This is a genomic window from Geomonas agri, from assembly GCF_020179605.1.
GTDB classification, from domain to species: domain Bacteria; phylum Desulfobacterota; class Desulfuromonadia; order Geobacterales; family Geobacteraceae; genus Geomonas; species Geomonas agri.
Genome location: NZ_JAINZO010000001.1, coordinates 2,390,036 through 2,414,621, shown reverse-complemented (window position 1 = coordinate 2,414,621; position 24,586 = coordinate 2,390,036). Strand labels below are relative to the sequence as shown.

24 protein-coding genes are annotated in these 24,586 nt (G+C 62.0%); 16 read left to right on the top strand and 8 right to left on the bottom strand.

Going from position 1 to position 24,586, the window contains the following annotated elements:
• Nucleotides 1-19 precede the first annotated feature (19 nt).
• From K7R21_RS10525 to K7R21_RS10485, 9 genes are all read left to right on the top strand, one after another.
• Complete coding sequence (locus K7R21_RS10525; protein WP_224983206.1) at nt 20-733, top strand: hypothetical protein; 714 nt, start codon at nt 20-22, stop codon at nt 731-733.
• On the top strand, nt 711-1,301 hold the full coding sequence (locus K7R21_RS10520) for a DNA-3-methyladenine glycosylase I (protein ID WP_224983205.1): 591 nt from the start codon (nt 711-713) through the stop codon (nt 1,299-1,301). The genes K7R21_RS10525 and K7R21_RS10520 overlap by 23 nt, the downstream gene beginning before the upstream one ends.
• A gap of 175 nt (nt 1,302-1,476) precedes the next feature.
• Complete coding sequence (pyk, locus tag K7R21_RS10515; protein WP_224983204.1) at nt 1,477-2,925, top strand: pyruvate kinase; 1,449 nt, start codon at nt 1,477-1,479, stop codon at nt 2,923-2,925.
• Between the two features lie 260 nt (nt 2,926-3,185).
• Entirely contained in the window at nt 3,186-4,172 is a 987-nt protein-coding gene (gene galE / locus K7R21_RS10510) for a UDP-glucose 4-epimerase GalE (RefSeq protein WP_224983203.1), read from the top strand.
• 28 nt (nt 4,173-4,200) lie between these two features.
• Nucleotides 4,201-5,079, top strand: coding sequence for a YicC/YloC family endoribonuclease (locus K7R21_RS10505; protein ID WP_224983202.1), 879 nt, complete (start codon nt 4,201-4,203; stop codon nt 5,077-5,079).
• A gap of 70 nt (nt 5,080-5,149) precedes the next feature.
• Nucleotides 5,150-5,758, top strand: a complete 609-nt coding sequence (gene gmk / locus K7R21_RS10500) for a guanylate kinase (protein WP_224983201.1) — start codon at nt 5,150-5,152, stop codon at nt 5,756-5,758.
• Between the two features lie 30 nt (nt 5,759-5,788).
• Nucleotides 5,789-5,995 carry a DNA-directed RNA polymerase subunit omega gene (gene rpoZ, locus K7R21_RS10495; protein ID WP_015721519.1) on the top strand — a complete coding sequence of 69 codons (207 nt, stop codon included), beginning with the start codon at nt 5,789-5,791 and terminating at the stop codon, nt 5,993-5,995.
• A gap of 120 nt (nt 5,996-6,115) precedes the next feature.
• Nucleotides 6,116-8,266 (top strand): RelA/SpoT family protein, encoded by a 2,151-nt coding sequence (locus K7R21_RS10490; protein WP_224983200.1) that lies wholly within the window; start codon nt 6,116-6,118, stop codon nt 8,264-8,266.
• Between the two features lie 27 nt (nt 8,267-8,293).
• Nucleotides 8,294-8,674, top strand: coding sequence for a RidA family protein (locus K7R21_RS10485; RefSeq protein ID WP_224983199.1), 381 nt, complete (start codon nt 8,294-8,296; stop codon nt 8,672-8,674).
• Between the two features lie 73 nt (nt 8,675-8,747).
• On the opposite strand, the gene rpmB is transcribed toward K7R21_RS10485, so the two are convergent.
• A complete protein-coding gene (rpmB, locus tag K7R21_RS10480) occupies nt 8,748-8,939 on the bottom strand; it encodes a 50S ribosomal protein L28 (RefSeq protein WP_012531640.1) in 192 nt (63 codons plus the stop codon).
• A gap of 105 nt (nt 8,940-9,044) precedes the next feature.
• Between rpmB and K7R21_RS10475 the strand changes: the two genes are divergently transcribed.
• Entirely contained in the window at nt 9,045-9,635 is a 591-nt protein-coding gene (locus K7R21_RS10475) for a YdcF family protein (protein ID WP_224983198.1), read from the top strand.
• Between the two features lie 178 nt (nt 9,636-9,813).
• Here K7R21_RS10475 and metG read toward each other — a convergent pair whose 3' ends face one another.
• The 4 genes from metG to tmk form a co-directional block, all read right to left on the bottom strand.
• Entirely contained in the window at nt 9,814-11,343 is a 1,530-nt protein-coding gene (metG, locus tag K7R21_RS10470; protein WP_224983197.1) for a methionine--tRNA ligase, read from the bottom strand.
• The gene (locus K7R21_RS10465; RefSeq protein ID WP_224983196.1) at nt 11,340-12,278 is read right to left on the bottom strand and encodes a PSP1 domain-containing protein; all 939 of its coding nucleotides are present in this window, start codon (nt 12,276-12,278) and stop codon (nt 11,340-11,342) included. Before K7R21_RS10465 ends, metG begins: the two co-directional genes overlap by 4 nt.
• Nucleotides 12,279-12,358: 80 nt before the next feature.
• A complete protein-coding gene (gene holB, locus K7R21_RS10460) occupies nt 12,359-13,321 on the bottom strand; it encodes a DNA polymerase III subunit delta' (protein WP_224983195.1) in 963 nt (320 codons plus the stop codon).
• The gene (gene tmk, locus K7R21_RS10455) at nt 13,322-13,969 is read right to left on the bottom strand and encodes a dTMP kinase (RefSeq protein ID WP_224983194.1); all 648 of its coding nucleotides are present in this window, start codon (nt 13,967-13,969) and stop codon (nt 13,322-13,324) included.
• A gap of 246 nt (nt 13,970-14,215) precedes the next feature.
• Here tmk and rnc point away from each other — a divergent pair, with 246 nt between their 5' ends.
• The 6 genes from rnc (at nt 14,216) to K7R21_RS10425 (ending at nt 21,954) form a co-directional block, all read left to right on the top strand.
• Nucleotides 14,216-14,914, top strand: coding sequence for a ribonuclease III (rnc, locus tag K7R21_RS10450; protein ID WP_224983193.1), 699 nt, complete (start codon nt 14,216-14,218; stop codon nt 14,912-14,914).
• Entirely contained in the window at nt 14,911-15,945 is a 1,035-nt protein-coding gene (locus K7R21_RS10445) for an elongator complex protein 3 (RefSeq protein ID WP_224983192.1), read from the top strand. The genes rnc and K7R21_RS10445 overlap by 4 nt, the downstream gene beginning before the upstream one ends.
• 159 nt (nt 15,946-16,104) lie before the next feature.
• Entirely contained in the window at nt 16,105-17,001 is an 897-nt protein-coding gene (era, locus tag K7R21_RS10440) for a GTPase Era (protein ID WP_224983191.1), read from the top strand.
• Between the two features lie 270 nt (nt 17,002-17,271).
• Nucleotides 17,272-18,798, top strand: coding sequence for a cytochrome c3 family protein (locus tag K7R21_RS10435; RefSeq protein WP_224983190.1), 1,527 nt, complete (start codon nt 17,272-17,274; stop codon nt 18,796-18,798).
• A 472-nt stretch (nt 18,799-19,270) separates the two neighbouring features.
• Nucleotides 19,271-19,948, top strand: coding sequence for a PTS sugar transporter subunit IIA (locus K7R21_RS10430; RefSeq protein WP_224983189.1), 678 nt, complete (start codon nt 19,271-19,273; stop codon nt 19,946-19,948).
• Between the two features lie 2 nt (nt 19,949-19,950).
• Nucleotides 19,951-21,954, top strand: a complete 2,004-nt coding sequence (locus K7R21_RS10425) for a proton-conducting transporter transmembrane domain-containing protein (RefSeq protein WP_224983188.1) — start codon at nt 19,951-19,953, stop codon at nt 21,952-21,954.
• 118 nt (nt 21,955-22,072) lie between these two features.
• Here K7R21_RS10425 and nrfD read toward each other — a convergent pair whose 3' ends face one another.
• The 3 genes from nrfD to K7R21_RS10410 are packed head-to-tail and all read right to left on the bottom strand — an operon-like array spanning nt 22,073 to nt 24,578.
• On the bottom strand, nt 22,073-23,320 hold the full coding sequence (nrfD, locus tag K7R21_RS10420) for an NrfD/PsrC family molybdoenzyme membrane anchor subunit (protein WP_224983187.1): 1,248 nt from the start codon (nt 23,318-23,320) through the stop codon (nt 22,073-22,075).
• A 2-nt stretch (nt 23,321-23,322) separates the two neighbouring features.
• Nucleotides 23,323-24,105, bottom strand: a complete 783-nt coding sequence (locus K7R21_RS10415) for a 4Fe-4S dicluster domain-containing protein (protein ID WP_224983186.1) — start codon at nt 24,103-24,105, stop codon at nt 23,323-23,325.
• Entirely contained in the window at nt 24,102-24,578 is a 477-nt protein-coding gene (locus tag K7R21_RS10410) for a cytochrome C (protein ID WP_224983185.1), read from the bottom strand. The genes K7R21_RS10415 and K7R21_RS10410 overlap by 4 nt, the downstream gene beginning before the upstream one ends.
• Nucleotides 24,579-24,586 lie beyond the last annotated feature (8 nt).

The window sequence follows — 24,586 nt, the reverse complement described above, 5'->3', positions numbered from 1 at the left end:
ATCATCCAAGGAGGAACAGATGTCAATGATACATAAGATTACGCGCGCCCTCGTGCTGCAGGCCGTGGCCCTGCCGCTCATGCTCTCCCACGCGCAGGCCGGCAACGTCGGAGTAGACGTCAACATTCACCTCGGTAACGAGCCGCGCCCCGTGGTGGTGGCCCCGGCCCCCGCCCCCCGTCCGGTCGTGGTGGCGCCTGCCCCGGTGCCGGTGCAGCCCGACCCCTACTACGACGAGCCCGAAGAGGACGTGCAGTTCATCTATCCGCAGCCGCTGGGCTTCTACGTGGCGGTGGGGGTCCCCTACGACCTCTTCTACCTCAACAACGTCTATTTCAGCTTCCGCGACGGGCGCTGGTACCGCTCTCCCGATAACCGGGGCCGCTGGGTCCCGGTCAGGTACCGCGAACTCCCGCCGCCGCTGCGCCGCTACCGCATCGAGCGCATCAGGGAATACCGGGCGCACGAGTACGTTGTTTACCAGCGTGACCGGGCACATTACCAGGGCAGGCACCGCAGCGACCGCGGCTACTGGAAGGCGCGTCACGAACAGCAAAAGGACGAGAAGCGGTACGCCAAGGAGCAGAGAAAGGAAGAGAAGCGTTTCGAAAAGGAACAAAGAAAGGAAGACAAGCGCTTCGAGAAGGAGCAGAGGCAGGAGCAGAAACGCTACGAGCACGAGCAGCGCAGGGAAGACAGGGACTCCGACCGTGGCCGTCACGGACGCGACTAGCCCCAACCGCTGCGGCTGGGCCGGGAGCGATCCCCTTTACTGTGCCTACCATGACCTCGAATGGGGAGTGCCGGTGCACGACGACCGCCTCCTCTTCGAGTTCCTCACCCTGGAGGGGGCGCAGGCAGGGCTTTCCTGGATCACCATCCTGAGAAAGCGCGAAGGGTACCGCCGCGCCTTCGCCTCTTTCGACCCGGAACTGGTGGCCCGTTTTTCGGAAGCCGACCAAGCCCGGCTCATTGCCGACCGTGCCATCGTCCGCAATCGCTTGAAGATTGGCTCCACCGTGGACAACGCGCGCGCCTTTCTCGGCGTGCAGCAGGAGTTCGGCTCCTTCGACGCCTACCTGTGGCGCTTCGTGGACGGCGCCCCCATTCAGAACGCCTGGCGCAGCTTGGCCGAGGTCCCTGCCAGAACAGAGACCTCGGACCGGTTGAGCCGCGACCTCAAGCGGCGCGGCTTCCGCTTCGTGGGGAGCACCATCTGTTACGCCATGATGCAGGCAGTGGGCATGGTGAACGACCACACCGTCGACTGCTTCCGCTGGAGCCAGCTGCAAAAGCGGTGACCGGCAAAACTCCCAGCAAAAACCTGCCGATACGCATTGCGTCCCGCCCCGATTTCGGGTAGATATTTAGGGTCGTTCCTCAAACAGCACATCCCCCTTTCGCGAGCCGGCACCAGGCGGGGGAGACGGTCCACCTGCACCGTCCCCGCCAGCGCCTGCTCGACCAGGAGAACCCATGTTTCGTCGCACCAAGATCGTAGCCACCGTTGGCCCTGCGTCAGATTCCGAGCAGATGCTGGACGCCCTGATTCATGCCGGCGTCGATGTTTTCCGCCTCAACTTCTCCCACGGCGATTACGCCTCCAAGGCCGCCGTCATCACTCACATCCGCAAGCTTTCCCAGGAGCACGAGCACGCCGTGGCCATCCTCGGAGACCTGCAGGGGCCCAAGATCCGCACCGGCCTCATGGTCGGAGGGGCGATGCCGTTGCTGGCCGGCAGCGAGGTGGTGGTGACCACGAGGGAGGTGCTGGGGCAGGACAACGTCATACCGACCATCTACCAGGGGCTGCCGCGCGACGTGAAGGCTGGGGACCGTATCCTCCTCGACGATGGCCTGATGGAACTGAAGGTGCTTGAGGTCTCCGGGGAGGACGTGCGCTGCCAGGTGGTGACCGGTGGGCTCCTGAAGGACCGCAAGGGAATCAACCTCCCCGGCGCCAAGGTCTCCGCCCCCGCGCTTACCGAAAAGGACAAGGAGGACCTGCAGTTCTGCATGGACCAGGAACTGGACTACGTCGCCCTCTCCTTCGTGCGCGAGGCCTCGGACGTCGTCGAACTGAAGGAGATCATCGACCGGGCCGGCTCGCCGCTGCGCATAATCGCCAAGATCGAGAAGCCCGAGGCGGTCCTGAACTTCGCCGCCATCCTGCGGGTTTCGGACGGGATCATGGTGGCGCGCGGGGATCTGGGCGTTGAGCTGAACCCCGAGAAGGTCCCCCTGATCCAAAAGCGCATCATCCGCAGCTGCAACGACGCCGGCAAGCCAGTGATCACCGCGACCCAGATGCTGGAGAGCATGGTGAACAACCCGCGCCCGACCCGCGCCGAGACTTCGGACGTGGCCAACGCCATACTGGACGGTACCGACGCCATCATGCTCTCCGCCGAGACCGCCTCCGGCAAGTACCCGATCGAGGCGGTATCCATGATGGTGCAGGTGGCCCGCGACATCGAGACCGACCCCCAGCTCATGGCGCAGTGCTGCAAGGCGCCCAACGGCCAGACCAGCCTCCCCAACATATCCGAGGTGATCGGCATGGCCGCCTGCCGTGCCGCGGAGAGCGTCAAGGCCTCCGCCATCCTCGCCTTCACCCAGACTGGCAGCACCGCGGCGCTGGTGTCCAAATACCGCCCGGCTCAGCCCATTATCGCGGTGACGCCCTCGCAGCAGGTGCGCCGTCGGCTCGCGCTCTACGCCGGGGTGCACGCGCTCAGGGTGGACATCGAGGGGGACACCGAGTCCCAGATCATCTCGGTGGAAGCGGCGGTGCTGGCCATGGGGTGGCTCAAAAAGGGGGATCTCGTGGTGATCACCATGGGGAGCCCACTGTCCAGCCCCGGCACCACCAACCTGATGAAGGTGCACCGCCTGGATGAACCGGGTCTGCTCCCCGAGGGCTGATTCAAGCTTTTCCAGTCCCCGTCTTGGCGAATGCTGAGTCTATTCAGTAGAATCTGAGTCTATTCAGTAGATTTATGCGTTGCGCTGGGGTGGGGTAGGTGCTATAACTGTGGCAATCACTCGTTTGAGGATCAGCGCTGCGCTATGGCCGACGATGGGGCTGATGTAATACGATCCGTCCTGTATGGTTGCCGCGTACCGAGGGTTTAGTCCAATGGCTAGACCCTCTTTCATTATCTTTTGTCATGGAGGTACCTGCTATGAGCGTCATACTCGTTACCGGCGGCGCCGGTTACATAGGAAGTCACGTGGTCAGGCAGCTCTCCGAGGCGGGGCACGAGGTGGTGGTGTACGACAACCTCTCCACCGGTTCGGCCGACGCGTTGGTGCACGGCGAGCGCCTCATCGTTGGGGACCTCGCCGACCAGGACAATATCCGCCAGGTGCTCAAGGAGACCGGGGCTAAGGCGGTACTCCACTTCGCCGCGGCGATCATCGCGCCGGAGTCGGTGACCCTGCCGCTCAAGTACTACAGCAACAACACCAGGAACACCCTGAACCTTTTGCAGGTCTGCGTGGAGCACGGCGTCGAGCGTTTCATCTTTTCCAGTACCGCCGCCGTCTACGGCATGCCCGAAGGGGGGCGCGCCTCAGAGGAGAGCCGCCCCGCCCCCATCAATCCTTACGGTACTTCCAAGCTGATGAGCGAGTGGATGCTGCGTGACGCCGCCTTCGCCCATGGCTTTTCCTACGTGGCGCTGCGCTACTTTAACGTAGCCGGCGCCGACCCGCAGGCGCGTATGGGGCAGAGAACACCCGAGGCGACCCACCTGATCAAGGTGGCCTGCCAGGCTGCACTGGGGGGGCGCGACGGTGTCTCCATCTTCGGCACCGACTACGATACCCCCGACGGCACCGGCATCCGGGACTACATCCACATCGAAGACCTCGCCTCGGCCCACCTGGCCGCACTGAGCTACCTGGGACGCGGCGGCGCATCCGACGTGATCAACGTGGGCTACGGCAAGGGGAGCAGCGTGCGCGAGGTGATTAGGGTGGTGAAGGACGTAAGCGGCGTCGACTTCAAGGTCAACGAGGCACCGCGCCGTCCCGGCGACCCGGACAGCCTCATCGCGGTCGCGGACAAGATCCGGACCGTGCTGGGGTGGACGCCGTCTTACAACGACCTGCACACCATTGTCGCCGACGCCTGGCGCTGGGAACAAAAACTTTGGCAATCCCGTTAAGTTGCAAACAGCGGGACAAGGAGAAGGCATGATAAAAAGCATGACCGGCTATGGCAAGGGCGAGGCCGTCCACGAAGGGGGGCGCTTCGTCGTCGAAGTGCGTTGCGTGAACCACCGCTATGGCGAGATCACCGTCAAGCTCCCGCGCGTGCTGCTGCAGTTCGAGAACGAGATCAAGAAGCGGGTGGGTGAAAAGCTCGTACGTGGCAAGATCGACGTCTTCATCCAGGTGGAAAACGCGGTGGCGCTCGGCGTGCCGACGGCCAACCTGCCGCTGGCGCGCGGCTACCTGAAAGCCTTTCAGACCATCGGTGAGGCGTTGGGGCTGCACGGGGAAGTGGATCTCGCGCTGGTGGCGTCGCAACGTGACGTGGTCACCGTGGCGGCCGAGGCTGAGGCGACCCTCGAAGATATGCCGCAGGAGCTGATGTCCGCGCTGGAGGACGCGCTGCGCCGGGTGGACGAGATGCGTCTTTTCGAAGGGGAGTCGCTCTACGCTGACTTCCAGAGACGCCGAGAGACCCTGGCCCAGCTGATCGCCCAGGTCGCCGCACGCGCCCCGCAGGTGGTGGCCGAGTACGGACAGCGCCTCAAGGAGCGGATCGCGCAGCTGCTGGGCGAGGCGTCCCTTCCCGAGGAGCGCCTGGTTCAGGAGGTCGCAGTCATGGCTGACAAGTGTGACGTCACTGAAGAACTGGTACGTCTTGAAAGCCACCTGCGCCAGTTCGACGAGACCCTGGCCAAAAGCGAGCCAGTGGGAAGAAAGCTCGACTTCCTGCTCCAGGAGATCAACCGCGAGGTCAACACCATCGGCTCCAAGGGTAACGACGCCCAGATGGCGGCGCTAGTGGTGGAGTTGAAGGCCGAGCTCGAGAAGATCCGCGAGCAGGTGCAGAACATAGAGTAGGGGAACTTTACAGTTTGGGGTTCCGCCGGCCTGTTTTCGTAGCGGATCCCGACAGTACAACGGGTGAACTATGAAACGTGAAGGCGTATTGTACGTGATTTCGGCCCCTTCTGGGGCGGGCAAGACCTCGCTTTGTAAGGAAATAATTGACATCTTTCCCAACTTGCGGCATTCTGTCAGCTACACGACGCGCCCTCCCCGGAACGGAGAGGTGCACGGGCGTGATTATTTTTTTGTGGGCAAGGAAGAGTTCGACCGGATGGTCGAGGCCGGCGAATTCGCCGAGTGGGCCGAGGTGCACGGCAATTTCTACGGCACGTCGCTCGCCACCCTCAAGGAATCCCGCACCGAGGGCATCGACCTTATCCTTGATATCGACTGCCAGGGTGCGCGGCAGCTGAAAGGGCGTTTCGAAGGAGGGGTCTACATCTTCGTGCTCCCCCCCAGCATCGAGGAGCTCAGGCGCCGCCTGGACAACCGCTCCTCTGACTCGCAGGAAGTCATAGAGCGCAGGATCCACAACGCCTCCGGCGAGATCAAGGAAGCGCGCTGGTACGATTACATCATCGTCAACGACAAGTTTTCCGAGGCCCTGGAGCAGCTGAAAAGCGTGCTGGTCGCCGAGCAGTGCCGCACCGGTCGCCTGCTGCAAGGGCTTTCCAGGATCTTCACGATTTAGACGTTTAACATCACAAAGGGGATTTCACTTATGGCAAGGGTTACCGTAGAAGATTGCCTCGAGAAGGTGGACAACCGCTTCCTCCTGGTCATGCTGGCCTCCAAGAGGGTGAAGCAGCTGTTCAAGGGCGCCAAGCCGCTCATCGACAACAGGGCAGCGAACAAGAACGTGGTCGTCTCCCTCAGGGAAATCGCCGCCGGCAAGATCGGCTGCGAGATCGGCAAGAAAGGTCGTTAACAGACGAAAGGGAGACGCATGAACGGTCTCCCTTTTTTTCAAACCGGCTGGGGCTATCGGCTGACGGGACATCTGCCCCGGTGCTGTTAGCCCCTTCTTTTTCCGCATGAAACGGACGCGATGATACGACTCAACGACATACTCGATAAGGTCTCCTCCTACAATCCGGGCGCGGACCTGGACCTGTTGCGCAAGGCCTACGTCTTCTGCGCCAAGGTGCACCAGGGACAGACCCGGCTCTCGGGAGAGCCCTACCTGATCCACCCCATGGAGGTGGCGGGGATCCTGGCGGACCTGAAACTGGACCTTCCCGCCGTGGTGACTGGCCTTCTGCACGACACCGTCGAGGACACCCTGACCACCCACGAGGAGCTGGAGTCGCTCTTCGGCGCCGAGGTGGCACAGCTGGTCGACGGCGTGACGAAGATCGGCAAGATCCATTTCAAGACCAAGGAGGAGAGCCAGGCCGAGAACTTCCGCAAGATGCTGCTCGCCATGGCCAACGACATCCGGGTCATCCTGGTCAAGCTCGCCGACCGCCTGCACAACATGCGCACCCTGCAGTACCAGCCCGAGCCCAAGCAGCGCACCATCGCCAAGGAAACGCTGGACATCTACGCCCCCATCGCCAACCGGCTCGGTATCTCCTGGGTCAAAGGCGAACTGGAGGACCTCTCCTTCCGCTACCTGGAGCCGCAGCTCTACTACGACCTGGCCGGCAAGGTCGCCAAGAAGAAGCAGGAGCGCGAGTCCTACGTAGCAACGGTCAAGGACATCATCAAGAAGCAGCTCGAGGAGCACGGCATCAAGGGTGACGTCTCCGGCCGCTCCAAGCACCTCTACTCCATCTACAAGAAGATGCAGAGCCGCAACGTCGACATCGACGAGATCTACGACCTGATCGCGATCCGCGTCTCTGTCGACGACATCCGCGAGTGCTACGAGGTGCTGGGCATCATCCATTCCACCTGGAAGCCGATCCCCGGGCGCTTCAAAGACTACATCGCCATGCCCAAGGGGAACATGTACCAGTCGCTGCACACCACGGTGATCGGTCCCTACGGCGAGCGGATGGAGGTGCAGATCCGCACCGTCGAGATGCACCGGGTTGCGGAGAGCGGCATCGCGGCGCACTGGAAGTACAAGGAAGGGAAGGGGTACGACGAGAAGGAGGTCCGGCACTTCACCTGGATCCGCCAGCTCCTGGAGTGGCAGCAGGAGCTGGACGACTCCAAGGAGTTCATGGACACCGTCAAGGTCGAGCTCTTCCCGGAGGACGTCTTCATCTTCACCCCGAAGGGGGACGTGAAGGGGTTCCCGAAAGGCTCCACCCCCATCGACTTTGCCTACTCGGTGCACACCGATGTCGGTCACCGCTGCGTCGGCGCCAAGGTGAACGGCAAGCTGGTGCCCTTAAAGTACGAGCTGAAAACCGGCGACATCGTCGAGGTCATCACCTCGCCGCACCACACCCCGAGCAAGGACTGGTTGAAGATCGTCAAGAGTTCGCGGGCGCGCAACAAGATCCGGGCCTGGGTGAAGACCGAGGAGCGCCTGAGGAGCATCACCCTCGGACGCGAGATCTGCGAGAAGGATTTCCGCCGCTACTCACTAAATTTCAGCAAGCTGCAAAAGAGCGGCGACCTGAAGAAGGTGGCCCAGGAATTCGGTTTCCAGACCGAGGACGACCTGATGGCGTCGGTAGGGTACGGGAAGCTCTCCGCGAACCAGGTGGTCGGCAAGCTGGTGCCTGCTGACAAGATAGAGGCGGCCAAGGAACAGAAGGAAACCCGCATCGGCAAGGTGATCGGGGCCCTGAAGGGGAAATCGTCCTCGGCCATCGAGATCAACGGCGTCGAGGACGTGCTGGTGCGTTTCGGCAAGTGCTGCAACCCCCTTCCCGGCGACGAGATCACCGGCTTCATCACCCGCGGCCGCGGCGTAACCGTGCACACCGCTGACTGCCCGTTCGCCATGGCCCTGGAGCCGGAGCGGCGCATTGAGGTGGCCTGGAACAAGGGGAAAAAGAGCGCGCTGCCGGTCAAGATCCGCGTCGTGTGCAACGACGAGAAGGGGATCCTGGCCAACATCGCCACCGCCATCACCAACTGCGAGGCCAACATCTCCAGCGCCTCCATCCAGAGCACGCTCGACAAGCGGGGCGAGAACCTGTTCGAAGTGGACGTGACCGACCTCGATCACCTGAAGAAGGTGTTCGCTGCCATCATGAAGGTGAAGGGTGTCATCAAGGTGGAGCGTCTGAAGAGCTAGTTTGAAAAAGACATCAAGGAGGAAGGCATGAAGGAAATCATCAGCACCGACCAGGCCCCGAAGGCCATCGGTCCTTATTCCCAGGGAGTCAAGGCGGGAGGGTTCCTTTTCCTCTCCGGCGCCATTGCGCTCGACCCCGCCACCGGTGAGGTGGTGCAGGGGGGCATCGTGGCGGAAACCGAGCAGGTCATGAAGAACATCGGCGCGCTGCTCACGGCCGCGGGCCTGGGCTTCGAGGACGTGGTCAAGACCACCATCTACTTGGCTAGCATGGGGGATTTCGCGACGGTGAACGGCATCTACGGCGGCTACTTCCAGGAGAACCCGCCGGCCCGCAGCACCGTCGAGGTGAAAGGGTTGCCGCGCGGCGTCCTGGTGGAGATAGAGGTCACCGCTCTTTGCCGCTAGGGAAGGGGCAGACACAAATAAAGCCGCGGACGCTCAGAGCGCCGCGGCTTTAGGGACTGTGCGGAAGATCTTCTTAGAGAGCCTTGGTGACGTGACCGGAGCGGATGCAGCGGGTGCAGACCTTGATGCTCCTGACGGTACCGTTTTTCACGGCCTTGATCTTCTGCAGGTTCGGGCGCCAAATTTTGCTGGTCTTGTTGTTGGCGTGGCTAACGTTGTTCCCGAAGCTAGGGCCTTTACCGCAAATCTCGCATATTCTGGACATTTCTTTGTACCCTCCGGTGATTACTGAAGTCGCTACTAATAGCAGAATTACACAGCCGTTGCAAGCGAAAAGTGGCTGGGTTGCTGTTTTTTCAGGTGCTAAATCATGGCTTTATTGAAGGGGCTGATCTCCCTGTTGTTGCTGATACTGATCGTTCTGAGTGTTCTTTTCGTGGACTTCGTCTACAAGACCTTCTCCCTGACGCCGCGCGACGTGAAGAGTGACGCCATCGTGGTGTTGACCGGCGGGCGCGGCCGGGTGGAGGAGGGGGTGCGCTTGTACCGGGCCGGGCAGGGAAAGAAGCTGTTCCTGATCGGCGTCGATCCGTCCGTGAAGAAGCGCGAACTGTACCAGGGAGACGGGGCGGGGAACGTCTACCTTGAGCAGAATTCCCGCAACACCCTGGAGAACGCCATCTACGCGCGCGACCTGATCATGAAGCACAAGATGACCTCCATCAAGCTGATCACCTCGCGTTACCACATGAAGCGCTCCACCATCCTGTTCCGGAACGCGCTTCCCAAGGACGTGGCCATCTACCCGCACCCGGTCGACTCCAGCAACTTGAAAGAAGAGTGGTGGAGCCACCAGGGAAGCTTCAAGCTGCTGTTCTCCGAGTTCTACAAGTACTGCATCCTGCGCTTCTTCTTCATGTTCGCGCCGGGAGAGTTGAGGCCGATCCCTGGCAACAACTGAGGCGCCTCACACAAAGCCGCCAAGGCGCGAAGCATAGCAAGGCTAGAAACAATAACAGGGATAAAAGGGATAAAAGGGATGAAAACCAAGCATTGGTTTTGTTCCCCTGCATCTCCTTTATCCCTGTTTGTTTTTGCAGTCTTTCTTTGCGCCTTTGCGGCTTTGCGTGAGTCCGGTTTTACTCCGCCTTTTCCTCGATCCTCGGGAAGAGTGCCTCGGCCTTAGCGATGGCGGTGCCGGGCTTCAGGCCGCCCCAAGCGAGCCCTTCGGCGCTGGCTTCTTCCGGCCAACCCAGGCAGCACAGGCCTTTCTGCGCGGTCTTGGGCATGAAGGCGGACAGCAGCGTGTAGACCACCCTCTGGCTCTCCAGCATGTAGTACATGACGGTGGAGAGACGCTCGCGTTGCTCCGGATCCTTGGCCAGGGTCCACGGGGCGGTCTCGTCGATGTACTTGTTGCCGGCGGAGATCACTTCCCATATCGCCTGCAGCGCCCGGCTGAAGGCCAGCTCCTCGATGAAGTTGTCCACCTGCTCGATCATGGCCACTGTCTTTTCCCGGTACGCCTTGTCCAGCTCGGTCTCCTCGCCCGGCGTCTGCAGCACGCCGCCGAAGTACTTGCCCAGCATCGCGGTGGAGCGGTTCAAGAGGTTGCCCAAGTCGTTGGCCAGGTCCGAGTTGATGCGGTGAATGAGCGCCTGGTGCGAGAAGTCGCCGTCGAGACCGAAAGGAACCTCGCGCAGCAGGAAGTAGCGCACCGCGTCCACACCGTACTTGTCGATCAGCATGTTCGGCTCGACCACGTTCTGCAGGCTCTTGCTCATCTTCTGCCCCTCGACGGTCCACCAGCCGTGGGCGAACACCTTCTTCGGGATGGGGAGGCCGGCCGCCATCAGGAAGGTGGGCCAGTAGACGGTGTGGAAGCGCAGGATGTCCTTGCCGATCAGGTGCACGTCGCAGGGCCAGTACTTGTCGAAGTTGCCCCCCTCTTCGGGGTAGCCGAGCGCGGTGATGTAGTTGGTGAGGGCGTCGAACCAGACGTAGACCACGTGCTTGTCGTTGCCCGGGACCGGGATGCCCCACTGGAAGGTGGTGCGGGACACGGAGAGGTCACGCAGGCCCTCTTTCACGAAAGAGATGATCTCGTTTCTGCGGCTCTTGGGCTGGATGAAGTCCGGGTTAGCCTCGATGTGGGCCAGCAACTGGTCCTGGTACTTGCTCATCCTGAAGAAGTAGGACTCCTCCTTGAGCTTTTCGGTGGGACGGTTGCAGTCCGGGCACTTGAAGTCGATCAGTTGGGTCTCGGTCCAGAAGGTCTCGCACGGGGTGCAGTACCAGTCCTCGTACTCGCCGAGGTAGATGTCGCCCTTCTCCATGACCCGCTCGAATAGGACGGAAACGCCCTTCTTGTGCCGCTCCTGGGTGGTGCGGATGAAGTCGGTGTGGGAAATCTCCAGCTTCTCCCAGAGCGACTGGAAGCGCTTCATGACGCGGTCCGCCAGCTCCAGCGGGGTCTCGCCGGCGGTGGTGGCGGCTTTCTCGACCTTCTGCCCGTGCTCGTCGGTGCCGGTCAGGAAGAAGACGTCGAACCCCTTGAGCCGCTTGTAGCGGGCCAGCACGTCCGCGGCCAGGGTCGTGTAAGCGTGCCCTATGTGCGGGACGTCATTTACGTAGTAGATGGGGGTGGTGACGTAAAAAGCCGGTTTCATTGTGGTTTCTCCTTTTTTCTCTCCTTGACGTCGACGGGCCTGTTGCGGCGTTGCTTGCCGGGGCCCTGGGATTTCCCCTTGTCGCCCCCCTGCTGTTCACCTTTGCCCTGCGGCGGTTTCTTGATGCGATCACTGATGTTCTCGGGGGCGATGTCCTCCCCCTTCAGGGTCACCAGCGAATCGTCGGCCGTCTTCAGCGTGACCGTCTGCTCCAGTACGTTGACCTTGACCACCTCGCCGTCGTGGCAGCCGCACTGCACCCGCTTGCCGCACTTGGGAAGTCCCTTTCTGAGCGAGCAGTAGGTGTCGAACTCGTAGGAGAGGCAGCATAGCAGCCTGCCGCACTGCCCCGAGATCTTGCTCGGGTTGAGGGCCAAGTTCTGCTCCTTGGCCATCTTCACCGAAACCGGCTCGAACTCACGGAGGTACGAAGAGCAGCAGAGTTCGCGGCCGCAGATGCCGATGCCGCCGACCATCTTGGACTCGTCGCGGACGCCGATCTGGCGCATCTCGATGCGGGTGTGGAAGGCGTGGGCCAGGTCCTTGACCAGTTCGCGGAAGTCAACGCGGCCGTCGGCGGTGAAGTAGAAAATGGCCTTGGAGCCGTCGAAGAGGTACTCGACCTTGACGAGCTTCATGTCCATGCCCCGCTCCTTGATCCGGGCCAGGCAGAACTTGTGCGCCTCCTTCTCCTTCGCTGTGTTGGCGGCCAGTGTTGCCAGATCGGCCAGTTCCGCCAGGCGCTGCACCGGCTTGGTCCCCTCCGGGACCAGCGCGTCGTCCACTTCGATGGGACCCGCGACCACCTGTCCTATGCTTTTACCACGCTCGGTCTCCACGATGACCCGATCCCCAGCCTTGACGTTAGCCTTGCCGGCGCTGAAGTCGTAGAGCTTGCCCGCGGTGGTGAATTGAATCCTTACTATCTTTGCCAAAAATGCCTCCAAAGAGAAAAACAGGCTTGTGTCAACCTGTGGTTCGTGTGCCGGTACTGCTGAAAAGCGTTAAGCCTGTCTTACCGCTGCGCGAGGTGCATGAAGAAGACCTCCAGCGCGAGCCTCGCGTTCACGTTGCGAACGAGCATCCGGCGCAGGGTCACCAGTTGCTCGATTAGTTCGATGCTGACCGCCTCGGTGCAGCGCTCCGCCTCCCGGGCCACCAGGTGCGCGAGGTCCGAGTTAGCCAGGGCGTCCGGCGTGGAACGGTAGATGAGCACGTCCCGGAGAAAGGAGAGGAGCAGCTCCAGGAATCCCGGCAGCCCTTCCTTGTCCGCGGCAAGTTCCTCCGCCGTAGCGAACAGGGTGTTGATATCCTTCAGGTTCAGCGCGAAAACCCGCTCCAGGAAGCTGACTCTCCCCTCGATGACGCCGTCGCCGGCGATATCGAGCGCGCGGCTCAGGCTGCCGCCGGAAAGGGAAGCTGCCACCCGTGCCGTTTCCGCCGGGAACTGGTCCCGCACCAGCCGCTCCTCGATCGTGTCCGCCGGCAGCGGCTGGAAGTCCAGCGTCTGGCAACGGGAGAGGATGGTCTGCAGCACCGCGGAGCGCTCGGCGGTGATCAGGATCATGAGCGCGTTCCCCGGAGGCTCTTCCAGGGTCTTCAGCAGCGCGTTGCCCGAGGCGAGGTTCAGCTTCTCCGCGCCGTCGATGATGCACGCTTTCTTGGGCGCCTCGAAGGGGCGATAGGACAGCTCCTTCTGCAGTTCCCTGACCTGGTCGATCTTGATGAAGGCGCCGTCGGGCTCCAGGATGTGCAGGTCCGGGTGCTGGCCGCTGGCCACCTTACGGCAGGAGGGGCAGACACCGCAGGCGTCTTCCTTGCCGCAGAATACCGCCTGTATCATGGCCAGCGCGGTCTTTTTCTTGCCGCATCCCTCGATGCCGGAGAACAGATAGGCATGCGCCACCCGCTCCAGCGCGATGGACCGCTTCAGTACGGAGATAGCCCGATCCTGTCCGATGACGTCGGTGAAGGGCATCTAGCGTGCACCCTGCGGCAGCCGGTCCTTGAGGGCGGCCGTTACCAGCACCTCGGTGCGGGCCACGTCGCCGGAACCATCCACCACCACGAAACGCTCGGGGAAGGCCTGCGCCAGCGAGAGGTACCCCTCGCGCACCCGCTCGTGGAAACGTATCGACTCCAGTTCGAATCGTTCCTCGCGTGCGCCGGTGGTGGCCTCGATGCGGGACAGGGCGCGGGAGAGGCCGACCTGGACCGGGCAGTCGATGAGCACGGTGAGGTCGGGTTGGACACCGCCGGTGGCAAGTGCGTTCAACTGGCGGATCACGTCGAGGTCGAGCTCCCTGCCGTGCCCCTGGTAGGCAACGGTGGCGTCGGTAAACCGGTCGCAGAGCACCGTTTCGCCCCGCTCCAACGCCGGGACGATCACCTCCTGGACGTGCTGGGCGCGTGCCGCCGCATAGAGCAGCAGTTCGGCAAGCGGTGTGATGGCACTGTTCTTCGCGTCAAGCAGGATCGCGCGCATCTGGTCCGCGATGGGACATCCCCCCGGTTCGCGGGTGGCGACCACCTTCTCTCCGGCTGCCTCCAGACGCTCCTTCAGGAGCCTCATCTGGGTGGTTTTGCCGCACCCCTCAACGCCTTCAAATGTAATGAAAAAGCCCATGGCTATGGTCTCATGATCCCCTATAAAATCACTGAATTATATGGGAGGGGTGATTATTATGCAAGATTTAAATGCCCCCGCGAAGGCCTGTGGCGCAAGGCCTGGCCGCCACTGGTGCCGGTTTACGGGACCCCGTCAGGTACGGCCGCTGCCGTTGCGGCGCAACTGCCGTGGAGAACCCTATTGCCATGCCGTCACCCTTTGTCTATATTTGCCTCAAATTAAGGACAGGTACGGGCACTTATCATGAACCAAAAGCAGGACGATACCCTGGCGGGGCTCGAGGCGCGCATCAAGTACCGGTTCAGCAATCCCGAGTTGCTGCAGGAGGCGCTTACTCATCGCACCTACGTCAACGAGGCGGGCGGCAAGGACAACCAGCGCCTGGAGTTTTTTGGGGACGCGGTGCTCGATTTCCTGCTCTCCGATCTCTTGCTGCGGCGCTTCCCGGAAAGTCGCGAGGGGGAGTTGACCAAGATGCGGGCGGCACTGGTGGACGAGGTGAGCCTGGGGCGCATCGCGGCGGAGCTGGAGCTGGGGGCGTCGTTGCGCCTTGGCCGCGGCGAGGAAAAGGGTGGGGGGCGCAACAAGCGTTCGCTTTTGGCCGACGCTTTGGAGGCCCTGCTCGCCGCGCTCTACCTGGACGGCGGCATTGAGGCGGCGCGGCGCTTGGTGCACGACCTGTTCGAGCCCTTACTCGACGCTCCGGAGCTGCTCTCGGGGCGGGACGCTAAGACCGAACTGCAGGAGCAGGCAAGAAACCTGCGCCGGGAGCTGCCGCGCTACCAGTTGAAAGACGCCACCGGTCCCGACCACGACCGCCGCTTCACCGTCGAGGTGTACCTGGGCGAGGAATTGATGGGGGAGGGGGTGGGCAGAACCAAGAAGGAAGCTGAACAGGATGCCGCTCGCGCCGCGACGCTGCTCCTCAAGGGGGAGCGTTGAGACCGCTGCTGGTCCCCTTTTTCATCTCCCACCAGGGGTGCCCGCACCGCTGCGTCTTCTGCGACCAAGAGCGCGTCGCCGGCGCGGCAGGGGCACTGCCCACCGCCCGGCAAATGCTGGGGCGTATCGAGGAGTACCACCTGGGGGCACCGGCACGGCAACTGGAAGTCGCCTTTTACGGCGGCACCTTCACCGCGCTGCCGCGCCGGGACCAGGAGAGCTTGCTCTTTCCCTTGCAACCCCTTTTGCACGCCGGCATCCTGCAGTCCGTGCGGCTCTCCACCCGCCCCGACGCCATCGACCCGGACACAGCGCGCTTCCTCAAACAGTGTGGCGTGACCACGGTAGAACTGGGTGTGCAGTCGCTTGACCCCGAGGTGCTCATGCTGTCGGGACGCGGCCACGGCGCAAGCGAGGTGGAGCTGTCGGTTGCAAGCCTCAAGGAGGCCGGCATCGAGGTTGGCATCCAGCTCATGCCGGGCCTTCCCGGTGACACTCCGCAACGCTCGCTGGACACGCTGCGACGCGCCCTCGACCTGGCGCCCGCCTTTCTGCGCATCTATCCCACCCTGGTCATCGACGGGACCGAACTGGCGCTGCGCTACCGCGCGGGAAGCTACCAGCCCCTATCCCTCGCCGAGGCCGTGACCCTGTGCAAGGAGATGCTGGCGGCAGCCGGGCAGGCGGGGATCCCGGTGATCCGCTTCGGACTGCAGCCCACTTCCGAGCTCGACTCCCCCGGCGTGGTGCTGGCGGGCCCCTACCATCCCGCTTTCGGACAGTTGGTCGAGTCCGAACTCTGCTTCGACCGCATGTGCGAGCTGCTCGCGGATGTCCCGGCCGGAAGCACGGTCACCTTCGGCGCCCCGGCGGGCCGCGTGTCCGACCTGGTGGGGCAGAAAAGGGCCAACCTGCAGCGGTTGGCAACCCGCTACGGCGTCGCGGCGACGGTTCGCGAGGACGCCAAACTCTCCCCCGATGTCATTTCCCTGCAGTGGGACGGGCTCAGCCGGCACGCCCGCCTGTTCTGAGTCGTATCCCCGCCACTAGGCAGAACGCCGGTTCGAGGTATACTGTGTCGGTGCGCCTTACACCGGTGCGGACGCAAAGAACGCTTTCCTTGCCGTACCAATTCCCGTATGTTGTAGAGCTTCGATTACCGCAACAAGAGCCAGGAGGGCATTAAGAAGATGTCTGAAAAGATATTCCGTTCGGGTTTCGTCTCCATCGTGGGACGGCCGAACGTAGGTAAATCCACGCTGTTGAACCGTATCCTGGGTGAGAAGCTGATGATCACCTCGGACAAGCCGCAGACCACTCGCAACCAGATCAAGGGGATCCACAACGTGCCGGGGGGGCAGATCGTCTTCCTGGACACCCCGGGTATCCACCGGGCCAAAACCCGCTTGAACAAGTTCATGGTCGAGGAGGCGCTCTCCTCGGTGCAGGGGGTGGACCTGATCCTGTTCCTGGTTGACGGCGCTTTCGATCCCGAGAAAGAAGCGGGCATGATCAAGGAGGTCCTCTCGGGCGTCGAGTCCCCGGTGATCCTGGTGCTGAACAAGATCGACCTCATTCCCAAGGGGGATCTGTTGGGGCGCATGGCCGCCTATGGGGAAACCTACCCCTTCAAGGAGATTATCCCGGTGTCGGCCGCTTCCGGCGACGGAGTCGAGCAGCTGGTGCAGCTGGTGCACGGGCTGTTGCCCGAAGGGCCCTGCTACTTCCCGGACGACATCCTGACCGACGTGCCGGAGCGTTTTATCGTGGCAGAGATCATCCGCGAGAAGATCTTCCGGCTGACCCGCGACGAGGTCCCCTATTCGACGGCGGTGGTGGTGGACAGCTTTAAGGAGCGGGAGACCGGCGTGGTGGCGATTCAGGCCACCATCAACGTCGAGCGCGACTCCCAGAAAGGGATCATCATCGGGCGCAAGGGGGACATGCTCAAGAAGATCGGTTCCCAGGCGCGCCAGGAGATCGAGCGGCTCTTGGACACCAAGGTGTTCCTGGAACTGTTCGTACGGGTGAGCGGCGAGTGGAGCGACAACAGCCGCATGCTCAAGGAGTTCGGCTACGACTCGTAGCCACGTCGGGACACCGCGTCGGCCTCCTCATGAGTAGTTGCTTGCATTGTATTAGATTGTTTGATACTATAACATTGTTTTTTATTTTTCATCTGTGTCTCTGAGTGGTGGTCTCGTTTCTCACGTGATTTCTGCGGGTTTTTTGTAGATAGCTGTTTTAAAATATCGCGTATACATTAACATAGTTTTTTTTGACATAAGTCATATCGGATAGTAAGGTTCTGCCCTATTTTCCTGGAACCATACGTAAACACGCAAGGAGACGACACTATGGCATTAAGAAAGTATGCCGGCTACGCCTGGAACCTGGTCAGTCTGGTCGGCATGATCCTGGCCGTCACCGCGACGGGCCTGATCATCGGCTTCCTCTCTTACGAGGGGATCACCGGCGTCGAGAAGCCGTACCTCGGTCTGATGACCTACTTCCTCTTCCCGGGCATGCTCATCGTGGGCCTCATTCTGGTCCCGCTGGGCGCCTACATCGTCAGGGAAAAGAGGCGCAGGCATCCCGACGTGGAAATCCCGCCGTTCCCGCGGGTGGACTTCAACGACGCGCATAAGCGCCATCTGTTCCTCTTCTTCGTTGTCGCCAGCATCGGCTTCGTACTCATCGTCTCTGTAGCCTCCCTGAAAGGGTACGAGTTCACCGAGTCGACCACCTTCTGCGGCGAGCTCTGCCACCAGGTCATGGAGCCCGAGCACGTCGCCTGGGCCAACTCGCCGCACGCCAAGGTGAAATGCGTCGAGTGCCACGTCGGCCCTGGCGCCGCTTGGTACGTCAAGGCCAAGATCTCCGGCATGAGGCAGCTCTATGCCGTCGCGACCCACACCTATCCGGAAACCATTGAAACGCCGATCGACAACTTGCGTCCGGCGCGCGACACCTGCGAGCACTGCCACTGGCCGGAGAAATTCTACGCCGGGCGCCAGAAGGTGTTCTACCACTACGCTCCCAACGAGGAGAACACGCCGCGTGAGATCAACATGCTGATCAACATCGGCGGGACCCCGAAGAGCGAGCACCACAAGGGCATCCACTGGCACATCGGCCAGGAAGTTTCCTACATCGCGCTGGACCGTCAGCGCATGAGCATCCCGTACATCGCGGTCAAGGAGAAGGACGGCACTGTCACCGAGTACATGGACACCGAGAAGCCGCTCTCCAAGGCTGACGTCGCCAAGGCCCAGAAACGCGTCATGGACTGCCTCGATTGCCACAACCGTCCGGCTCACGTCTACCGTTCCCCGGGTGTCGAGATGGACGAGGCCTTCGCGGCCAAGCGTATCGACCAGGGACTGCCGTACCTGAAGAAGACTGCGGTGGAGATCCTGACCAGGCCCTACAAGAACAAGGAAGAGGCCAAAGCGACCATCGCCAAGGAACTCCCTGAGTACTACAACAAGAATTACCCGCAGGTCGCCAAGGCCAAGGCGAAGGAGCTTGCCCACGCCGTGACCGTGGTGCAGGACATCTACAACAGGAACTTCTTCCCGGCCATGAAGGTCTCCTGGAACACCTACCCGAACCACATCGGGCACTTCTACACCCCGGGGTGCTTCCGCTGCCACGACGGCAAGCATAAGACCGCGGCGGGCAAGGTGATCTCCAAGGACTGCAACATGTGCCACACCGTGCTGGGGCAGAAGCAGGAGAACATCCCGGTGACCAGCGCACCGGTGAAACAGTTCGTCCATCCGGTCGATATCGGTGACGAGCTCTTCAAGGCGAACTGCAGCGACTGCCACTCGGCAGGCGGCCAGGACGTCCCCGGCGGCGAGAAGCACGCCAAGAAGTAACAGCGACAACAAAAAGCCCCCGGAATACTCCGGGGGCTTTTTTGTTTCAGCGGGGGGATTGAGCCAGTGTGAGTTGCCGTGAGGAGTTGCCGGGAATTGCCAGGAACTACCGGTAATTCGTGGGAACTGATGGGGATGTTGCTCACTAGCGATGCCTCTGCCCAGGCGTTCCCCACTTCGCTCGAAGGGGGGACTGGGGGACTTGCAGTTCAGCTGACAACCGAAGGGGGACCTCGTTAACCATACGGCAAATCCCCTCTGTCTCCCCTTTCGCACAGGGGAGGACGTGACGTAAGCTGTAGTGCTGGTTGCTAGATTTTCCGACGCCCACGGGATTTGCTGTAGAACCTTCTTTGTTGTCTAACGTGCCGCCAAACGAGCGGTACCATTCGCTTTTCCGACATTAACGGCGTTGCATCTTCATCTTAACGGTGCTATACCTTTCCGTGTTCTGCAATGGGGGTAACAGTCGATGTTGATGAAGGCTTCAGAAGTGGCCGCGCTGCTGCACCAGGACGAGAGCACGGTCGTCAAGTGGATCAAAAAGGAAAAGCTCCCCGCCACGCTGGTGCATGGCACCTACCAGATCAACAGGATCGACCTGCTGGAATGGGCGACCGAGCACGGCATCAAGGTGCCCCCGGAACTGTTCGAGGCGGTACAGGCGGACATAGATCTCCCTTCCCTGGCCCAGGCCCTGGAGGCCGGCGGCATTCACTGCGGCGTCCCCGGCGACGACAAGCTCTCCGTGCTGCGCAACGTGGTGAACCTGCTGGAACTTCCGTCACAGGTTGATCCCGAGTTCCTGCTCCAGGTGCTCCTCGCCCGCGAGGCCTTGGGCACCACTGCGGTAGGCGACGGCATCGCCATTCCCCACGTCCGCAACCCGATCCTGCTGCAGACCAAGCCGAAGCCCGCGGTCTCGCTCTGTTTCTTGGAACACCCCATCGACTTCGGTGCGCTGGACGGCATCCCGGTGCGCATCCTGTTCCTGATCACCAGCCCAACCGTAAAGGTGCACCTGCACCTCCTGTCCCGACTCGCCTACGCCCTGCACGACCAGGGATTTCGGGGCATCCTCAATAACGCCTGTGATCCCGCGGCCATCATGGATGCCGCCCGGCGCTGCGAGCGCGGCAAGAGGAGCTGATCATGACCTTCTCCGGCGAGCCTGCGACTTCTCTTGGACTGTTGTTGCTCGCCGTTTGCTGCCAGGCTGCCTCCGGGCTGCCGCTGTTGCTGGCCAAAGGATCGAGCCTCGCCCAGCGCGCCGGCGTCGCCCTCATGGTCATGGCATCGCTGGCCGGTTGTGCCGGTGCCCTCGGTGCGGTCTTCTTCCCCGTCCCCGGAACCTGGCTCCTTCCCTCAGGGCTCCCTTTCGGTGGGCTCGAGATAGGCGTCGATGCACTGTCCGCACTCTTTCTTCTCCCCATTTTCATCGTCACCGGCTGCTGCGCCGTCTACGGCGCCGGCTATTGGCCGGTGGCGCAGCACCCGGAACACGGCGGTAAGCTTGCGTTCTTCCTGGGACTACTGTCCGCGGCCCTCACCGTGGTGCTGGTGGCCAGAAGCACCATGCTCTTCTTGATGGGGTGGGAAGTGATGGCCCTAGCCGCCTACTTCGCCCTTACCACCGAGGACGAAAAGCAGGAGGTGCGCGAGGCCGGGGTGCTCTACCTGATCACCGCCCACCTCGGGGCCCTGGCGCTCTTCGCCACTTTCTCGCTCCTCAACGCCGCCACCGGCGCCTACCTGTTTCCCGCTCCCGGCTCCCTCTCTGCCGCAGGCCCCATGGCCACGGCCATTTTTCTCACCGCCCTATTCGGTTTTGGGATGAAAGCGGGCGTGATGCCGCTGCACATCTGGCTCCCCTCGGCCCACGCCAACGCCCCCAGCCACGTCTCCGCGATTCTCTCCGGCGTGGTGCTGAAAACCGGGATCTACGGGATGATGCGCGTCTTCTCCGCTTTCAACGATCCGCCGCTGTGGTGGGGCGCCGTGGTACTGGTGCTGGGATGCATCTCCGCCGTGCTCGGGGTCGCCTACGCCATCGGGCAGCACGACCTGAAGCGGCTTCTGGCCTACCACAGCATCGAGAACATCGGCATCATCCTGATCGGTCTCGGCATGGCGCTGATCGGCGCCAACCAGGGGTGGGAGGCGCTGGTTGCGCTCGGGATGGCGGGGGCGCTCCTGCATGTCGTGAATCATGCTCTGTTCAAGGCACTGCTATTTCTTTCCGCCGGTTCCGTGATCCATGCCACCGGTACCAGGGAGATCGACCTAATGGGGGGCGTGGCGCGCCGGTTGCCCAAGACCGCCCTTCTTTTCCTGGTCGGCGCCGTCGCCATCTGCGGCCTTCCCCCTTTGAACGGCTTCGTCAGCGAACTGATGATCTACCTGGGAGCCTTCAACTCCATCGGTGCTGCCGTCGGCCTGGGGCCGTCGCTGCCGGCGCTGGCGGCGCCGGTGCTGGCACTGGTGGGAGGGCTGGCGGTGGCCTGCTTCGTCAAGGTGTACGGGGTGGTGTTCCTGGGGGCGCCGCGCTCGCCGGAACACGAGGGGGGGCATGAGGCGGGTATCGGCATGCTGGCCCCAATGGGGGTAATCGCCGCGTGCTGTGCCCTGATCGGGCTGGCGCCGGGGCTGGTGGTCCCGGTCCTGAACGGCGCCCTGCACGAGTACGGCCGTGCGCTCGAGTTGCAGCAAGGGATCGCGAACCACGTTCCCTTCGTTTGGATATCGATCCTCGGGGTAGCCATGATCCTGCTGCTGGTGGTTATGTGGATCTTCTTCGCCAGGCGTGCCGCCCGTTTATCGGTCCCTGTCGCGCCGACCTGGGGGTGCGGCTACCTCAGACCGACGCCGCGGATGCAGTACACGGCCTCCTCTTTCGGGGCCATCCTGGTAGGGTGGTTCGCGCTGGTGCTCCGTCCCGTGCTGCATCGCGAAGAGGTTAAGGAGCTTTTCCCGGGGCACGCGAGTCACGAGAGTCACGTTCCGGAGACAGTGCTTGAGAAGGGGTATCTTCCTTTTCTCGAGTACCTGTTCGAGAAGGCCCAGCCAGTGCGCCGCCTGCAGCATGGCAAGCTGAACATCTACATCTTCTACACCTTCGTGACCTTGGTGCTACTGCTCGCCATCACCAGCGGGTAGCGGTTTTTCCTCTTGTTAACAACAAGGCGGGCGAATTAGTTATTCGCCCGCCTTTGTTTTGCCTTTAGAACCTAAAGCTTAAAACCTGGAAACTAGAACGTTGAACGTTCTTTGCCTTTTAGTGCGTCTCCTTAAAGACCGGCATTACCTTGTTCAGCACGTAGAAGATGCAGAAGGGAACCACCGCCACGATCATGGCGCCGAAAAATCCTTCCTTTAGTGTCTCCATGCTGTCCGGCCATATCGGCAGGACGTAGTGCATGAATCCCGAGAATGAAGACGAGAAGGCCTGCCCGCCGATGACGACGTTCCAGCGCATCATGAAGACACCCACCAGTACCAGCATGGTCCCCACCGCAGCCCGGCGGATGGTCAGTCCCGGGATCATGAACAACACGAAGGGGACGAGGTTGCCCAGTCCGTACTGAATCACGAAGATGTTCACGAAATCCCGCTCGTAGATGACGCTCCTGAGGATGTCCCACGATTTCACCGCCGTGTATCCCCTGAAGATCAGGTCCAAAAGCTCCAGCGTGATGGCCGCCACCATGAACATGAGCAGGTAGCGCGAGGTCATCGCGACCACATGGGCTTCCGCACTCTTCAGCTCCTCCATCGAGGGGAGCTCGGGGTGGGCGAGCCGGTGCCGCCGTGCCAGCTGCTTCCTGATCTCCATGGTGAGGATGTAGGTCAGGATGCAGAGGGCGATGCCGGAGACGACCGCGGAACAGATGAAGATGACCGGCATGAGCGGGGTCATCCAGAGCGCGTTCGCCTTGACTGAGCCGAAGATGAAGCCGGCGTAGCCGTGCAGGAAGCAGGCGACCGGGATGCCGGCGGCGGCGAGCTTCTTGACCGCGCGCTCGTCGGCCTCGAGCGCCTCGTGCGAGACATCCCAGGCTCCGAGCGTCAGCACGCTAAACAGGACATACTGCCCTTGCTGCAGCGCCGTGCGCCCCTCGACTCTCTTCAGCGCCAGCGCGGTCTCCACGAAGTGCTTGCGGAACACGAACCAGAGTTCCGAGGCGACGATCATGCCGTAGGTGCTGAATACGATGCCGAAGGCGGCGATGGCCGAAGTGAAGTGCGGCGTCATCATCACCTCGATGCCGCGCAGCGGCTGCTGCAGGTGCATCAGAAGCGGCAGCATGGCGACCGGCAGCAGCGCGAAGGAAAACACCAGCGAGAAACGCGCGATCCCCTTCAACTGCTTCACGCCGAAGACGTGGTACAGCGAGGAGAGCACGAAAGCGCCGGCGACCAGGCCGGTCATGAAGGGGTACATGACGATCTGGATGGTCCAGTAGATGTACTCGTTGGGGTAGGTGAAAAACTCTTTTATGGTCCAGGCTTCTCCGTGCACCATGGCTATTTCACCTCCTTGGAAAGGCCGAGGTAGAAGACCTGCGGCTTGGTGCCGTACTCTTCCTTGAGTACGTTGACGCGCTCGGTCATGATGACCTTGGTTACCGGGTCTTCGGGGTCCCTGAGGTTCCCCACGCGGCGCGCCCCGAAGGCGCAGCTGTCGACGCAGGCGGTCTGCATCCCCTTGGTGATGCGGTGGTAGCAGAAGTTGCACTTCTCGGCAACGTGGAACACCGGATGGAAGAAACGCACCCCGTAGGGGCATCCCATGATGCAGTAGCCGCAGCCGATGCACCAGCTCCGGTCGACCAGCACCACGCCGTCCGCCGTCTGGTAGGTGGCGCCCACGGGGCAAACCTGGACGCAGGGCGGGTTGTCGCACTGGTTACAGAGTTTGGGCACGAAGAAGGCCTTATCGATGTCGTCGTCCTTGATTTCCTCCAGCTTGCCGTGGCCGATGTCGATCCCTTTGTTGGGGAAGCCGTCACGCGCCCCCTTAGGCGAGTCGATGTGCGTCTTGCCGTCGTTGGTCACGACGTAGCGCTCCACCCAGGTGCGGGTCACGTTGGCGTCGTAGGGGACCTCGTTCTCGACCTTGCACCCCTTGACGCAGAAGCCGCACCCCACGCATTTGCGGGTATCGACCAGGAAGACCCAGCGCGGCCCCTTCTGGTCCTTCTCGGCCAGCAGCCGCTTGGGATCAAACAGTTCCAGGCACGAGAGCGGGATCGCCAGTCCCCCCGCGATGAGGAGAGATTTCTTGCAGAAGGATCGTCTCGAAATCATTTCTTGTGCCCCTCCTTCCTGGGATCGTGCGGCCAGTGGCAGGTGACGCAGTCCAGGCCGACGTTGTGGGTCTTGGGATCGATCCCCTTCATGATGCCGCGGCCGCTGTTGGGGTAGGGGAGACGGGTGTGACAGCGGGCGCAGAGTTCGCGGCTGCGGTCGATGGTCAGCGACTTGGGATCGTCCGGGTGATTGAGGGCGGGGCCGTGACAGTTCTCGCAGTTGATGTTGCGATGTGGCGACTCCTTCATCTCATCGTACTTGTCGGGATGGCAATCCTTGCAAAAGGCCGCGGTCTTGTACTTCACCTTCACATCTTTCCACTGCTGCTCGTTGCCGGCGCGGTGCCAGCCGTACATGTACCCCCTGGCGCCGATCCCGAAGTCCGCCGGGACCAGGACCTTGCGGACAACCAGCACCAGGGCGATCACCACCAGCACCACATAAAGCGGGCGCCAAACATGACTCTTCACGGACTCCC

What these genes read in the sequence shown, in the direction of transcription:
- K7R21_RS10525 (WP_224983206.1), top strand. Translation starts at nt 20, where the DNA reads ATGTCAATGATACATAAGATTACGCGCGCCCTCGTGCTGCAGGCCGTG.
- pyk (WP_224983204.1), top strand. Translation starts at nt 1,477, where the DNA reads ATGTTTCGTCGCACCAAGATCGTAGCCACCGTTGGCCCTGCGTCAGAT.
- galE (WP_224983203.1), top strand. Translation starts at nt 3,186, where the DNA reads ATGAGCGTCATACTCGTTACCGGCGGCGCCGGTTACATAGGAAGTCAC.
- K7R21_RS10505 (WP_224983202.1), top strand. Translation starts at nt 4,201, where the DNA reads ATGATAAAAAGCATGACCGGCTATGGCAAGGGCGAGGCCGTCCACGAA.
- gmk (WP_224983201.1), top strand. Translation starts at nt 5,150, where the DNA reads ATGAAACGTGAAGGCGTATTGTACGTGATTTCGGCCCCTTCTGGGGCG.
- rpoZ (WP_015721519.1), top strand. Translation starts at nt 5,789, where the DNA reads ATGGCAAGGGTTACCGTAGAAGATTGCCTCGAGAAGGTGGACAACCGC.
- K7R21_RS10490 (WP_224983200.1), top strand. Translation starts at nt 6,116, where the DNA reads ATGATACGACTCAACGACATACTCGATAAGGTCTCCTCCTACAATCCG.
- K7R21_RS10485 (WP_224983199.1), top strand. Translation starts at nt 8,294, where the DNA reads ATGAAGGAAATCATCAGCACCGACCAGGCCCCGAAGGCCATCGGTCCT.
- rpmB (WP_012531640.1), bottom strand. Translation starts at nt 8,939, where the DNA reads ATGTCCAGAATATGCGAGATTTGCGGTAAAGGCCCTAGCTTCGGGAAC.
- K7R21_RS10475 (WP_224983198.1), top strand. Translation starts at nt 9,045, where the DNA reads ATGGCTTTATTGAAGGGGCTGATCTCCCTGTTGTTGCTGATACTGATC.
- metG (WP_224983197.1), bottom strand. Translation starts at nt 11,343, where the DNA reads ATGAAACCGGCTTTTTACGTCACCACCCCCATCTACTACGTAAATGAC.
- holB (WP_224983195.1), bottom strand. Translation starts at nt 13,321, where the DNA reads ATGCCCTTCACCGACGTCATCGGACAGGATCGGGCTATCTCCGTACTG.
- tmk (WP_224983194.1), bottom strand. Translation starts at nt 13,969, where the DNA reads ATGGGCTTTTTCATTACATTTGAAGGCGTTGAGGGGTGCGGCAAAACC.
- rnc (WP_224983193.1), top strand. Translation starts at nt 14,216, where the DNA reads ATGAACCAAAAGCAGGACGATACCCTGGCGGGGCTCGAGGCGCGCATC.
- era (WP_224983191.1), top strand. Translation starts at nt 16,105, where the DNA reads ATGTCTGAAAAGATATTCCGTTCGGGTTTCGTCTCCATCGTGGGACGG.
- K7R21_RS10435 (WP_224983190.1), top strand. Translation starts at nt 17,272, where the DNA reads ATGGCATTAAGAAAGTATGCCGGCTACGCCTGGAACCTGGTCAGTCTG.
- K7R21_RS10430 (WP_224983189.1), top strand. Translation starts at nt 19,271, where the DNA reads ATGTTGATGAAGGCTTCAGAAGTGGCCGCGCTGCTGCACCAGGACGAG.
- K7R21_RS10425 (WP_224983188.1), top strand. Translation starts at nt 19,951, where the DNA reads ATGACCTTCTCCGGCGAGCCTGCGACTTCTCTTGGACTGTTGTTGCTC.
- nrfD (WP_224983187.1), bottom strand. Translation starts at nt 23,320, where the DNA reads ATGGTGCACGGAGAAGCCTGGACCATAAAAGAGTTTTTCACCTACCCC.
- K7R21_RS10415 (WP_224983186.1), bottom strand. Translation starts at nt 24,105, where the DNA reads ATGATTTCGAGACGATCCTTCTGCAAGAAATCTCTCCTCATCGCGGGG.